This window comes from Pantoea sp. B270, from assembly GCF_018726825.1.
Classification (GTDB): domain Bacteria; phylum Pseudomonadota; class Gammaproteobacteria; order Enterobacterales; family Enterobacteriaceae; genus Pantoea; species Pantoea dispersa.
The window spans coordinates 345,147-359,034 of sequence record NZ_JAHCSX010000003.1; the positions used below are offsets into that span (position 1 = coordinate 345,147).

12 protein-coding genes are annotated in these 13,888 nt (G+C 58.9%); 6 read left to right on the top strand and 6 right to left on the bottom strand.

Annotated elements, in window-relative coordinates:
- The first annotated feature begins 10 nt into the window (after positions 1–10).
- A complete protein-coding gene (gene fhuF, locus KOL70_RS21070; protein ID WP_059011086.1) occupies positions 11–805 on the top strand; it encodes a siderophore-iron reductase FhuF in 795 nt (264 codons plus the stop codon).
- A gap of 95 nt (positions 806–900) precedes the next feature.
- A complete protein-coding gene (locus KOL70_RS21075; protein ID WP_058757173.1) occupies positions 901–1,365 on the top strand; it encodes a YbaK/EbsC family protein in 465 nt (154 codons plus the stop codon).
- On the opposite strand, the gene KOL70_RS21080 is transcribed toward KOL70_RS21075, so the two are convergent.
- The 4 genes from KOL70_RS21080 to KOL70_RS21095 all read right to left on the bottom strand — a co-directional run bounded on the left by KOL70_RS21080 (position 1,362) and on the right by KOL70_RS21095 (position 6,295).
- On the bottom strand, positions 1,362–2,582 hold the full coding sequence (locus tag KOL70_RS21080; RefSeq protein WP_021506769.1) for an MFS transporter: 1,221 nt from the start codon (positions 2,580–2,582) through the stop codon (positions 1,362–1,364). The genes KOL70_RS21075 and KOL70_RS21080 overlap by 4 nt on opposite strands.
- 229 nt (positions 2,583–2,811) lie before the next feature.
- Positions 2,812–3,795, bottom strand: coding sequence for a nucleoside hydrolase (locus tag KOL70_RS21085; protein ID WP_215481528.1), 984 nt, complete (start codon positions 3,793–3,795; stop codon positions 2,812–2,814).
- A gap of 4 nt (positions 3,796–3,799) precedes the next feature.
- Positions 3,800–4,831: a LacI family DNA-binding transcriptional regulator gene (locus tag KOL70_RS21090; protein ID WP_215481529.1), complete on the bottom strand. Its 1,032-nt coding sequence runs from the start codon at positions 4,829–4,831 to the stop codon at positions 3,800–3,802.
- A gap of 75 nt (positions 4,832–4,906) precedes the next feature.
- The gene (locus tag KOL70_RS21095; protein ID WP_215481530.1) at positions 4,907–6,295 is read right to left on the bottom strand and encodes an MFS transporter; all 1,389 of its coding nucleotides are present in this window, start codon (positions 6,293–6,295) and stop codon (positions 4,907–4,909) included.
- A 585-nt stretch (positions 6,296–6,880) separates the two neighbouring features.
- Here KOL70_RS21095 and KOL70_RS21100 point away from each other — a divergent pair.
- Positions 6,881–7,435 (top strand): histidine phosphatase family protein, encoded by a 555-nt coding sequence (locus tag KOL70_RS21100; protein WP_021506764.1) that lies wholly within the window; start codon positions 6,881–6,883, stop codon positions 7,433–7,435.
- 15 nt (positions 7,436–7,450) lie between these two features.
- Here KOL70_RS21100 and KOL70_RS21105 read toward each other — a convergent pair whose 3' ends face one another.
- A complete protein-coding gene (locus tag KOL70_RS21105) occupies positions 7,451–8,404 on the bottom strand; it encodes a YncE family protein (RefSeq protein WP_021506763.1) in 954 nt (317 codons plus the stop codon).
- Positions 8,405–8,818: 414 nt separating this feature from the next.
- Here KOL70_RS21105 and KOL70_RS21110 point away from each other — a divergent pair, with 414 nt between their 5' ends.
- Positions 8,819–9,838, top strand: a complete 1,020-nt coding sequence (locus tag KOL70_RS21110) for a glycosyltransferase family 32 protein (RefSeq protein ID WP_021506762.1) — start codon at positions 8,819–8,821, stop codon at positions 9,836–9,838.
- Here KOL70_RS21110 and KOL70_RS21115 read toward each other — a convergent pair.
- On the bottom strand, positions 9,812–10,735 hold the full coding sequence (locus KOL70_RS21115) for a LysR family transcriptional regulator (protein ID WP_215481531.1): 924 nt from the start codon (positions 10,733–10,735) through the stop codon (positions 9,812–9,814). The genes KOL70_RS21110 and KOL70_RS21115 overlap by 27 nt on opposite strands.
- A 120-nt stretch (positions 10,736–10,855) precedes the next feature.
- Here KOL70_RS21115 and KOL70_RS21120 point away from each other — a divergent pair, with 120 nt between their 5' ends.
- Together KOL70_RS21120 and opgB are read left to right on the top strand one after the other, a co-directional pair.
- A complete protein-coding gene (locus KOL70_RS21120; RefSeq protein WP_021506760.1) occupies positions 10,856–11,245 on the top strand; it encodes a tautomerase family protein in 390 nt (129 codons plus the stop codon).
- A gap of 210 nt (positions 11,246–11,455) precedes the next feature.
- Positions 11,456–13,756, top strand: a complete 2,301-nt coding sequence (opgB, locus tag KOL70_RS21125; protein WP_215481624.1) for a phosphatidylglycerol--membrane-oligosaccharide glycerophosphotransferase — start codon at positions 11,456–11,458, stop codon at positions 13,754–13,756.
- Positions 13,757–13,888 lie beyond the last annotated feature (132 nt).

A 13,888-nucleotide genomic window follows, 5' to 3' on the forward strand; every position in this document is an offset into this window, starting at 1 on the left:
CAGGAGCCGCATGGCCATCATCACGCGTCAGGATCATCGCTTTAGCGCGCATCCGCTGATCTTTATGCAGAGCGATCGCAGCTTAGCCAGCGCGCTGGAAGATCTGATGTGCGACCAGCGCAGCTACATGCGGGAAAACGTGAAGCTGGGCCAGCCGGCCCCCGCAGGCACCCTGACGCTGGCCGAATGGTCCACGCCGTTTCACTATCGCCGCCTGACGCAGCGCTACAGCGACTATCTCTATCGCCACCATCCCGATGTTCCGCAGGAAGCCAAACCGCTGCAGTCGCTGTGGGCCCAGTGGTATTTTGGCCTGCTGCTGCCGCCATTAATGCTGGCGCTGCTGCAGGAGCCGCGCGCGCTCGACTGCTCGCCGCAGCGCATCCACGTTGAGTTCCACGAAAACGGCCATCCCTGCGCCTTCTGGATTGATGTGCAGGAGGATGAGGATGCGCGCTATCTCAATCCGCAGCAGCGTATCGAACGCCTGATTCAGCACAGCCTGATCCCCGCCGTCAACGGCATGGCGCAGCACGGTGACATCAACGCGCGGCTAATCTGGAACAACTTAGGCTTCTCGTTTTACTGGTTCCTCGGCGAACTGCAGCAGCAGCTGCCTGCGGCTACCCGGCATCAACTGGAACAGGCGCTGTTTTTCAGCAAATCCCTGTCCGACGGCAGTGATAATCCGCTGTATCGCACCATGATCCCGCGCAACGGCGCGATGGAGCGCCGCAGCTGCTGCCAGCGCTATCGCATTCCGGACGTCGAACGCTGCGGTAACTGCACGTTAAATGCCGTGTAAGCGCGGCGTATTCTGTTACAGATTCTCCGTTTCTCCCGTTTACAGCTTTCCCGCCTTATGGCAGCTTTTACGCTCTGTTTTTACCGGAGAAAAAAATGAGCCTGGAGTCGGTACGGCACTTCTTTGCCGAACACGCACCGGATATCGACATCATCGAGATGCCGGAAAGCACTGCCACCGTAGAACTGGCCGCACGCGTACATGGCGTGACGCCGGGGCAGATCGCCAAAACCCTGTCGCTGAAAGTGAAAGAGAGCGTGGTGCTGATTGTCACACGCGGCGACGCCCGGCTGGATAACCGCAAGCTGAAGGCAGCGCTCGGGGCAAAAGCGCGCATGCTGAGCGTGGATGAAGTGGTGAACTGGACCGGCCATCCGGTCGGCGGCGTGTGCCCGTTCGGGCTGGAAAATCCACTGACCGTCTATTGCGATGTGTCGCTGCGCAGTTTCGATGAAGTGTTACCTGCGGCCGGTTCGATTCACAGCGCGGTGCGCATTTCGCCGCAGCGCATGGCTGAGCTCACGGCGGCGAAATGGATTGACGTCTGCGAGGCGCGTTAACGCGTCTCTTTCGCCACCGCCCCGGATATTTCGATGCCGCGCGTCTCGCGGCCAAACGCCACGAACACGCAAATCAGCACCGCCACCGTGCCGGCGACAATCGCCATGCCCAGTCCGTAGTTACCGCCGTGGGCTTCGGCGATGCGGGACTGCAGCGTGGCGTTGACCGAAGCAATTAAATTCCCCAGCTGGTAAACGAAGCCCGGCAGTACCGCACGCGCATTGGCCGGCACCAGCTCGGTCAGGTAGGTCGGCACCACGCCCCATGCGCCCTGCACCATAAACTGCATCAGGAACGCGCCGATACCAATCGCCCAGGAACCGCTGGAGAACGCCCACAGCGGCAGCACCGGCAGCGCCAGAAACGACGCCAGCATGATGGCTTTTTTACGCCCGATACGCTCGGACAGCGAGCCGAACGTAATGCCGCCGAGCATCGCCGCGATGTTATAGCCGATGGCGATAATGCTCACCGTGTGGGCGTCAAACTGGTGCTGCACTTTCAGGAACGTCGGGTAGAGATCCTGCGTGCCGTGGCTGAAGAAGTTAAAACAGGCCATCAGCAGCACCATGTAAATACAGATTTTCCAGTGCTGGCGGATGATGGGCAGCAGCGCGTGATTCTCTTTACGCTCGCGCGCCGCCAGCCATACCGGCGATTCCGGCACTTTAAAATAGATAAACGGCAGCAGCAGAATCGGCAACGCGCCAATCAGGAACATGCCACGCCAGCCCACCTGTTCGAAGAACAGGCCAAACACTATCGACGCCAGCAGATAGCCGCACGGATAACCGGCCTGGAAGATGCCGGACATCAGGCCGCGCGAACGGTCGGGAATGGTTTCCATCGCCAGCGAAGACGCCACGCCCCAGATACCGCCCATCGCCACGCCGTAAATCACGCGGAAGGTCAGGAAAGCAGCAAAGTTGGGCGACCATGCCGACAGCAACTCAAACAGCGAAAACAGCACGATGTTGAGCATCAGGATCGGCCGGCGGCCATATTTTTCCGCCAGCCGGCCAAAGATCAATGCGCCCACCGGCCGTACGGCCAGCGTCAGCATAATGGCAATGGAAACATCGGAGACGCTGGTGTTGAAGTAGCGCGCAAGATCGCTGAGCACAAACACCAGAATAAAGAAGTCGAACGCATCCAGCGTCCAGCTGGCGAAACTGGCGAAAGCCACGTTGCGCTGGGTCGCAGTCCAGTTAAACATAAGGGTATCCTGTCTGATTGCTTCCGGCTCGCGGCCAGATTTTTATTGGAACGTTATCCAGCGAATGGTTGCACTGGTTATTATTGTGTTAACCATTTGTATATAGCATGTCAGAAAGGCGCCGCGCGGCGGGGAATTGTCAGCGAGTGATTCGCGATGTAAGGAAGCGTGTCGGCAGGGAAGCGGCGCGCGGTACTCCGGCCGGGAGACCTCACGCCGCAGCAAAATCTTAGCGTTTCAATCCGTTGAACGTCTGCTCAATCACTTCCAGCAGCAGCGGATTGTTTACGTTCTGCATCACATGCACCAGTGCGCCCGCGTCCGCCGGCACGCCGACGTCCAGCCGCAGCGGCGTGCGGTAGCGCCAGGTCTTGCCGCGCGTGGCACCGGGACGCAGCTCAATATCGACGTGATAATCCACGCCGTCCGCCACGCGCTGGTTGAGCAGCCAGGCAATGACCAGCGCATCGTGGATCCAGCAACCCGGCAGATGGCGGGTGCGGATGGAGTAATCAATCCACGGTCGCAGCGTTTCGCGCACAAACTGCGGCAGTGGATGATCGCAGGCGGTCAGGCGCGTGAGATCCTGATGGGTCAGCAGCGTCTGCGTGGTGGCATCCATCGGCACCAGCGTGATGGTGGCGCCGCTGTGCAGCACCTGATGCGCCGCTTCCGGATCGAGGCCAAAATTGGTGTCTTTGATGTAGTCATCCAGCGCGAACACGCCGCCCATGATGACGATCTCCGCTACGCAATCCGCCATCTGCGGATAGCGCTGCAGCGCCTGCGCCACATTGGTCAGCGGGCCGATCGCCACCAGCGTAAACTCGCCGGGATTGTCGCAAATCAGCTGGCCCATTACGCCCGCCGCATCGTTGCCGTCCGCTGCCACCGTCTGCGGCTGGCGCACGCCGCGCCACAGTTCGCCCAGCGCCGGGTCCGCGACGTTATCCAGCCGCGCGCGCCACGGCACCGGATCTTCGCGCAGCGCCTGCAGCGCGCCCTGCACTACCGGAATGTTCAGTCCGAGCCGCTGCAGCAGATCTTTAGCCACCCGCGCTCCCACCGCGCTCGGCGTGTTGCCGCTCACGGTAGTGATCAGCTCGACGGCCAGCGCGCGTGACGCCAGCGCTAAGGCCAGCGCCAGCCCGTCATCGGTGTTAGCGCCAGCAATACCATTCCCCGGATCACAATCAATAATTAGTCTTTTCATGATGTTATATATTTATTTTTTGTTGAGATAGCTGGCAGCCACAGGACTCACCGATCTCCAGATGGTGAGGAAATTCGGCCAGCTGCGCCTCGCCATGACCGTTTTTCAGCATGGCGATGGCGCTGCGTGCCATTTCGCGCAGCGGCTGGCGCACGGTGGTGAGCGTGGGCACATGAAAGGCCGACTGCTCGGTACCGTTGAAACACACCAGCGCGACATCGTGCGGCACGCGCAGACCGTGTTCGGACAGCGCGCGGATACAGCCAATCGCCTGCCCCTCGTTACTGGTAAACAGCGCGCGCGGCACCCGGCCGCTGGCAATCATGCGCTGCCCGGCGTCGTAACCGCCCTGGCGCGAATAGCCGGCCGGAAAAATCAGCGCTTCATCTACCGTCAGCCCGTGCTGCGCCATGGCGTCGCGCCAGCCCTGAATACGATCCTGCGCGTTAAGCATCTCGCGCGGACCGCTGATCATGCCGACCTGCTGATAGCCGTGGCTGAGCAGATGCGCCGTAACCTGACGCGCCGCTTCACGTTCGTTCACGCACAGCATGCTGACGCCGGGGCGCGGTTCGATGCGGTCCAGCATCACCAGCGGCGTTCCGCTCGCCTGGATGACATCAATATAGGGATGGCGATCGACGCTGGTGTAAAACAGGCCATCCACCTGGCGATTCAGCAGGCCCTGAATCAGCTCCAGCTCGCGCTGGCGATCGTCGCCGGCATCGCCCAGCAGCATTACGTGGCCGTGGTTCAGCGACTCCTGCAGCAGCACGTGCGCCATTGAGGCGACAAACGGGTTTGCGATATTTGGCACGATCAGGCCAAAGGTTTTGGTACTGCCGGAGGCCAGTGCGCGCGCCACCGCATTCGGGCGATAGCCGGTTTGCTGGATGGCGGCCAGCACGCGCTGACGCGTGGCTTCGGCCACCGGACGCGGTCCGTTGTTGATCACATAGCTGACCACCGCCACCGAGGTTCCGGCGGCTTTGGCGACGTCACTGCGTGTCACATTTCCGGTTGGGGATTTCGCCAATATTGCCTCTGCGTTAATGCCGCTGGCCGGGAGTACCGGCCAGCGTAATCAAAGAATGTTGCACGATCCTGCGCGTCAGATAGCATCCTCCGGCAGATTCAGATCGCGTCCGCGCGTTTCCGGTGCCACAAAGGTGGTGAGGAAACCGATGGTCGCCATGGCCGAGAAGTACACGGCAATCGGCCACCAGTGGCCGGTAAACGACAGCAGCGCCGCAGCCACCAGCGGTGCGGTGCCTCCTGAAAGAATAGACCCCAGCTCTTTGGCAACCGCCATTTTGGTGTAACGGTGTTTAACGCCAAACATCTCTACGCCCCATGCCGCCTGCACGCCAAAGATGCCCAGCGACGCCAGCGCCATCCCCACCACAATCACCGGAATCACGATGGCCGGCTCGCGGCTGTCCATCAGGCTAAAGGCGGGCCAGGCGTAAACCATCAGTAACAGGCAGAAGCCGCGATAGGTGATGCGTCGGCCAAAGCGGTCCGACAGCCAGCCGGCAAACGGGATGATCAGGAAACCGAGCAGCGAGGCGATGAATACCGCGGTGGTCGGCACCGATTTGTCCAGCATCAGCACTTTGGCGACGTAGCCGACGATAAAGCCCTGTGCCAGATAGGACGGGCCGTTCTCACCGATGCGCAGCCCCACCATGGTCCAGAAGGCGCGGCTGCGCTGCCAGAAGCTGCGGTTGTCGGGTTGCGTCGCGCTTTGCGCCAGCGTTTCATGGCGCTGCGCCTGCAGTTCCGCCTGCTGACGCTCAAACACCGGCGTTTCACGCAGATGACGGCGAATCCACAGCGCGACCGCAGCAATCAACACGCTGCTGAGGAACGGAATACGCCAGCCCCAGTCGAGCAGCGTGGCTTTATCCATCTGAATCACCGCCAGCCACACCAGCGACGCAATCAGCGTGCCGCTGTTGGAACCAAGCGCAATCACCGACGACACCAGGCCACGGCGCTCAACCGGCGCGTATTCACCCAGCATCACCGTGCCGCCCGAGAGCTCAGCGCCGGCGCCCAGCCCCTGTGTGAAACGCAGCAGCACCAGGCCGGCCGGCGCCCACAGACCAATCGTTGCATAGGAAGGAATCAGGCCGATCAGCGTGGTCGAAGCGCCCATCAGAATGATGGTGCTGATCATCACTACCTTGCGGCCCTTGCGATCGCCAATCCAGCCAAACAGCAGCGCCCCGATCGGGCGCGCAATAAAGCCGACCGACCAGGTGGCAAAGCTGGAGAGCAGCGCCATCGCCGGGGTGGCTTCGGGGAAGAACACATCGCCAAAAATGATGCCGGCAGCGAGGCCATACAGGGCGAAATCCGCGTATTCCATCGCGGTGCCCAGCCAGCAGGAGAAGGTGGCGCGCCAGAAATCTTTGCGCCCGGAGGTGGTTTCCAGCCGCGCATCGGCGGCGGAAGCGGGTGAACCTTGTTGCGTAACGGAGTGATGTACCGTCATAACCATTTCCCTGAAAGAGGTGAAAACAGTAAACGCCCATCCGTGGGTCGGTTCCCTGGCAACAAGCGGAACTCCCCGGTGGCGACGTTCAGTAGGCAAACCTGGATGAAAGGTCAGTAAAGAATTCCCTGGTGTTGGAATTCATCTATTTGCCTGATTTCGCCGATGTTTTTTTCATCGATCGCATTAGCACGGCAAATGTAACTGGGTCATCTCAAGGCCAACTTCGTCTCTGGCACCGTGAGTTGTCACTGTGAAGACAGTCTATCTACGCGCGTAGATAAATCAAGTGATCAACAGGAAAATAATTAACTTATCTTCACAATGGTGCAGGAGAAAAAGATAAAAACGGCGTTAATTCATGACATTACATTACAGCCAGCGTCATAAAAAAATCCACGCACGCTGCGTGATTAACGACTATTGCTTATCATTGGCAAAAACGGCGACCAAACTTTCACCGCGCCGTTTTCGCACATTTCAGTTAAGTTTTGATGACACCCGGGCATTATTCTTAAAACCGCCCGGGCCGCGCGAAATCCTGCGTGCCTGCAGTAGACTGGATGACCTTCACTCAGGAGCATTATGACCATTATCCTCATGCGACACGGCAAGCCAGACCATCCGGTAAGCGGGCGCTTTACGGCGCGGGCGCTGGCGGACTGGTGTGAAGGCTACGACCAGGCGGTGATTTGTGATGCGCCGCCGCCGCGCAGTATGGCGATTGCGCGCATGGCCAGCGTGATTGCCTGCAGTCCGTTGCCGCGCGCGCGTTCGTCGCTGGCGCGGCTTGGCCTGCAGGCGCAGGACGTGGATGAGGTGTTCAGTGAAGTGGCGATGCCGCTGCTGCCGTTTGCGCGCCTGCATCTGCCGCTGACGCTGTGGCTGGCGCTGCTGCGCCTGCTGTGGCTGTGCGGTTACGCCGGGCGCGTGGAATCAGTGCAGCATGCCCGGCAGCGCGCGCAGCGGGCGGCAGACAAACTGATTGCCCTGTCGCAACAGGGCACGGTGCTGCTGGTGGGCCACGGTATTATGAACAAACTGATTGCGCGCCAACTGCGCAAGCGCGGCTGGCAGGCAGAAAAACACGCCAGCAGCCGCCACTGGAGCAGCGCGATTTATCACCGGCCGTTTATTTGATGGCGGCCGTCGCACTCAGGACGACAGCTGAAAGTAGCTCAGGACTTCGCAGCCGGTGCCAGCCTGCGGCGTGGCGATGACCTTCATCTGCGTCAGATCGATCAGGCTAAGCGAACCGTCACCCTGATTAGCGATCAGCAGGCTGCGGTTATCGGCGCTAAAACAGCCATCCATCGGCTGATTGCCGACCGCAACGTCACCCAGCGGATTAAGCAAGTCGTCAAACAGCGTCACCACTCCTTCCCCGTCGCCAATCGCCACCAGCCGCTCACCGCTGGCACTGAAGCGCACCACCTGGCACGGCTGCTGATGGCCGGGCAGCGTGATGCGCTGGCGGATACGGTGACTCTGACGATCCACCACGTACAGCAGCGGCGCGTCTGCCGCGCTGGCCACCAGATAGGGGTGCTTTGGCGAGGCGGCAATGCCGGCAATCGGTCCCGGCAGCAGGATGTTGTCAATGATGCGCCCTTCCGCCTCGCACAGATCCACCACCGTGATGCTGGCGTCCTCTTCGTTTTCAGTAAACAGCTTGCGGCCGCTGGGCGACAGCGTCAGCCGGTGCGCGTTGTGCGACGGCAGCCGGATGGTTTTCTCCAGCGTGTCGCTGTGCGGATCGATCACCGCCACCGCGGCACTGTGTTCACAGCACAGATACACTTTGCCATCGCGCCCCAGCTGGCCGCTGTGCGGCGCCTTGAGCGGTGACAGATCGATAAAGCCGCGAATCTGCCGCCGGCGCAAATCGATAATCGCCACCTTGTGCCCCGGATGCGGATTGTCGCCGTGGACGCCATCACCGTAGATCGGCACATACGCCTTCTCCAGCGCGGGCAGCATCAGCAGCTCATGCGGTCGCGGCGGTAAGGCATTCAGCTCCTGCTCAACGGCGAAGCTGTCGGGATTGAGAAACAGCACGCGGTTGCCCTGCTTATCAACCGCCAGTAACCCACGCTTGTGTGGCTGCATAGTGCCTCCTTTTTTCGTTGCCTGCTCTAAGCGTAGCTAACCTGCCTCCGCGTTGGGCAAGCGGCGGCCAGGCCAGGGGAAAATACAGCGCGGTTAACGGACCGCCGATCGCTCATTTTTATGCCGCGCCGCGGCCTGCGCCTGCAGAGGGTTATTTTATTAGGAATAGTCTTAATCGAGCAAAAATAAAAAACGCCGTACCTCATCATTTTATTGATACCTCTTTTTAGCCATCGCGGATCCCGGCGTTTCCGGTAAATCTGAAAGCGAAAAAAATTCGTAGCCTTGCCGCTGCGGATCGATTATTAAGCAAGGGTAGTCTTTTTACACACAGCCGTCAGGACACATAAGCGCGCTCAAGCCGCCAGCATCAGGGAATCCTTGCTCCCCATAATCACAATAATCAGGTGCATCATGACAAAAAAACGTCTCCAGCCAGCCCTTACGCTCTGGCAACACTGGCAGAGAATCGCCTTTACCGGCCAGACATTACTGCAGAAAAAACAGCATACTGCGCTCTGCGCGCCGGAATATGATCCCAGCGAAGAGGACAATATCGTGTTGCTTTCGGGTGAGAAAGCGCTGCCGGAAATACCCAAAAAAATCTGGATGTACTGGGACAATGAATATTTACCGAAATCGATGGCGTTAAATATCCAGCAGCTGCGTCAGGATAATCCTGACCATCAGGTGTATGTATTAAACCGTTTAACGCTTAAAGAAGTCCTGCCGGATTTTATTTTTACCTCGACACAATTAAGTGAGCAGCAAAAAAGTGAAGTCATTCGCCTCGAATTATTATTACGCTACGGCGGTATTGCGATTGACTGCAGCACGCTGTTATTTGAAGACCTGAGCTGGGTGCACCGTGCGCATCAGGAACGCCGCATGGATGTGATTGGCTATTACCGCGAAATTGCCACCGTCAACTATCTGGCACCGGTGATTGAAAACTGGTTTCTTGCCGCTGCGCCCAACAATCCTTTTATTCGCGAGTGGCAAAAACAGTACGCGCCGATCAAGCATCTGGGGGCGCACAACTATTTTAATGAGCTGGCAAAGCGCGATGATTTTGCCCTGCTGACGCAGAAAATCGCCGAGCCGGCACAGCAGCTGGGTTCGCTGGCGCAGCAGGCGGCGATGCGCGAACATCGCCGCGTGAACCTGTATCTGCGTAAATGCGAGGCCAACGCTTATTACTATCAGCGGCTGAGCAACTGGCAAAGTGATGCCTTTGCGCACACGGTACTGTTCCATCAGCGCCCGCATACGCCGCCGCCGGTGATCAAGCTGAGCGGCATTGAGCAGCTGCATCTCGACTTCAATCTGCGTCTCGGTAACTATAACCGTCGCAGCCTGCTGGGAGCGATGATGCAGCCCACCGCACCACTCAGCGCGCCGCTGGCCTCACCCATCAACAAAGCGCGTGCGTAGCCAGTGGATAAAGGTGGTGACGGCACGCGGCACCTGCGCTGCGTAAGGCCGCACCACCCACAGGCGGTCGGCAAAGGCATCGACCGCCTGCCACTCCGGCAGCACCTGCTGCAGCATGCCGCTGGCCAGCGCCGCGCTGGCGCTGAAGTCCGGCAGCATGGCAATGCCCAGCCCCTGCAGCGCAGCGTCACGAATCGACTCGCTGTTATTAGTGGCGAAATTACCCTGAATCTTCACCTGCACCGTTTCGCTGTCATCGCTGTGCAGACGAAAGCGCCACTGCGGCGACTCCAGCCCGCGCGGATAATAGAGGCAGTTATGCTGCTGTAGCGCCTGCGGCGTATCTGGCGTACCGTGACGGGTCAGATAATCCGGCGCGGCCACCAGCAGCGTGCGCGTTTCACACAGCGGCAGCGCGACGTGCGTTTCCGGCAGCTGCTGACTGTGGCGAATGGCGAGATCGAATCCTTCGCTGCCCAGCGACACCAGCCGATCGCTGACGTTGAGCTGCAACCGCACCTGCGGGTAGTCGCGCAGAAAGTCGCCGATAATCGGCACCAGCTGCTGCCGGGCAAACGCCACCGGCGCGCTGATGCGCACCAGGCCGCGCACCGGCCCGGCTTCGTCACGCACGCTAAAGAAGCTCTGCGCAATGCGCGCAAACGGCTCGCGCAGGTCGTCCACCAGCTTTTCACCGGCCGACGTCAGCCGCACGCTGCGCGTGGTGCGCTGCACCAGCGCCACGCCCGCCATCTGCTCCAGTTCTTTGATTTTCTGGCTCATCGCCGCTTTACTGACATCCAGGCGTTCAGCCGCGCGGGTAAAACTGCCCTGTTCCGCCAGCACCGTCAGCCAGTGCAAATGCACCCAGAGTGCATCGGTTTTAATTTCTTTCATCAGGATTGTTCAAAATAATAAATAATCATTTTAATCAGCGCGCTTTTTCTTTCCGGCAGCAAGCGGCAGCATAGCCTTTCATCCTACTCTTTCCGCGTGGGCAAAAACGAGGATTTATTGATGCCGTTACTGACTTTTGATGTTATTCAGGGCCGTTCTGAAGCAGAGATTCGCACCTTACTCGACGCCGCGCATCGCGCAGTACTCACGGCATTTAAGGTTCCGGCGCGCGATCGTTACCAGATTGTTCATGAAAACAAGCGTTATCAGATGGTCTTTCAGGATACCGGGCTGGGCTTTGCGCGCAGCGACAATCTGGTGATGGTACGCGTGTACACCAGCCCAAGAAGTGAAGAACAGAAAACGCACTTCATGGCAGAGTTAGCGCGCGAGTTGCGGGAGAATTGTGGCGTGCAGGGCAACGATCTGATGATCAGTTTTATCACCAACAGCAAAGGTGACTGGAGCTTTGCCGACGGCGAAGCGCAGTATCTCACCGGTAAGTTGTAACGCCCGCGCGCGCCCTGGCTGGCAGCAGCGCGCCGGTTGCTGCCAGACTAAATCAGACTCCGCCTAAACCCGCCTTAAACGATTCGCAATGCATCGCACAAATCTGGTTGGATGTGTTGCAGCCCTGTGACAGCCAATATAGATTGACGCAAAACCCCCGCAGAGGGCCGCAGACGCAGGTAACGCGTTCTTTTTACTTAATGTGAGGATCTGCCGTTGGAGTTGCTTTCAATAGTGCTCTTTTTGGCTGCGATCGCAGTCTATTCGTTTAAAGCCGGGCGAAATAAATTCTGGTTTATCCTGATCTTGCTGCTGCTCACCCTGTTCATCGTGCTCAACGCCACGCTGTATGCCAGTAACTATTTTACCGGCGATGGCATCAACGATGCGGTGCTCTACACCCTGACCAACAGCCTGACCGGCGCGGGCGTGAGCAAATATGTGGTACCGGCGCTTGGCTTGATCATCGGCCTGTTTTTACTGTTTTGTTTTCTCTCCTGGGTGCTGCGCCGGCATAAACGTCCGCATCATCTCGGCTGGAGCCTGCTGGCGATCGCCTGTGCTGCCGGCTCGGTGCAAACCACGCCGGCGTTTCGCCAGGTGAAAGAGCTGATTGCCTCCCACGCGCGTCAGGCCGACTCGGATTTCGAAACCTATTACAAAACGCCGAACAAGCAGATTAACGCGCCGAAGCTCAACCTGGTGTATATCTACGGTGAAAGCCTTGAGCGCACCTACTTCGATCAGCAGGCTTTTCCTGGCCTGGCACCGGAGCTGAGCCGCGAAAAAGATCACAGCATTGACTTCAGCAACACCGAACAACTGCCCGGCACCGATTACACCATCGCTGGCATGGTGGCGTCGCAGTGCGGTATTCCGCTGTTTGCGCCGTTCGACGGCAACGCCTCGGCTTCGCTTTCCAGCTTCTATCCGCAAAATATCTGCCTCGGCGATATCCTCAAACACTCCGGCTATGAGAACTGGTTTATTCAGGGCGCAGACCTGCGCTTTGCCGGTAAAGACACCTTTTTGCTGTCACACGGTTTTGATGCCGCCAACATGTACGGCTCGCAGGAGCTGAAGAGCCGCGTCGCCGACCCCAGCTACCGTAATAACTGGGGCTTTTACGACGATACGGTGATGGATGAAGTGTTTGAAAAGTATGAGGAGCTGTCGCGTCAGCAGAAACGCTTTGCGCTGTTTACGCTCACCGTGGACACCCATCATCCGGACGGCTTTATTTCGCGCAGCTGTCAGCGCAAAAGTTACAGCTATGACGGCAAACCCAATCAGTCGTTTAGCGCGGTGGCCTGTTCCCAGGAGCACGTGGCGCGCCTGATTGCCCGCATCAAAGCCTCGCCGTGGTTTAAAAACACCGTGATTGTGGTGAGTTCCGATCATCTGGCGATGAATAACACGGCGCATCAGTATCTGATCAAGCAGCCGCGCCGCGATCTGTTTATGGTGATCCGTGGCGATCAGCCGCAGGCCGAGGTGCTGGACGGCAAGCGCAGCACGCTGGATAACGGCGCCACGGTGCTGGATATTCTCGGCGGTGATAACGCGATTGGCCTTGGCCGCAGCGGGCTGTCTTCGGCCTCGCTCTCCAGCCAGTTCGATGACATGGCGAAGAAGGTCACGGCGTGGAAAGCCGATATCATTCAGCTGTGGAATTTCCCCAGCCAGATGAAGACGTTCACCATCGACCAGCCCAAAAATACCTTTAGCTTCTCGGGCGCGACGTTCAGGCTGCCGATCCTGTTCCGCGTATCCGATCATCAGGTAGAGCCGCTGCCGGAAGGCGAATACGCCGCGCCGCTGCGCTTCCAGCTGGCCGATTTTGCCGCCAGCGATAAGTTTGTCTGGGTCGATCGCTGCTTCAAAATGGGCCGGCTGTGGCAGCCGGCGCTGGCGCTGTCGACCGATCTCTGTCTGGCGATGGGCCAGACCGGCGGACAACCCACGGTGACGCGCATCGACCAGCCGGTGTGGCAGGGCAAAGCGCAGTTCCCGCAGGTGAAAGTCAGCGCGGTGACCTATCAGCTCAACGAACAGCAAATGCGCATCGAGGATAATGCCATTCGCTACCAGGCGGACAGCTTCCTTCTGACCGTGCCGGGCGCGCCGGCCAGCGTGAAGCGCTTTAGCGGTATTTCACGGCCGGAAAGCTGGGGACGCTGGTCAAACGCCAACCTCGCGCCGGAGGTGAACATTGAATATGTCGATCCGCTGCCGGCGCGTTTTGACGTGGTGATCACCGCACGCGCCTATGGGGCTAACGCCCATCGACCGATTCCGGTGCGCGTCGGCGAGCAAGTGCAGCAGCTCAATCTGGGTGACGCGTTCTCCACGCAGACGCTGCATTTCACCAACCCCGGCGCCAGCCGCAACCTGATCATCACACCGCCAGAACCGCAGCTGTCTAATCTCGGCAACATTACCGGTCAGGATCCACGCAAACTCGGTATCGGCATGGCGGAGATAAAAATAATTCCGCAGCCCGAAAAGTGATAAAAATGCGTGCCAGACCAGGGCCTGCCAGCGTGCAGGCCCTTTTTATTGCCGCTTAGCGTTACTCTTTGTACGAATTGATATTTTTCGAGACGTCGCGCAAAATTCACATCATCACATGGTGCAACTATC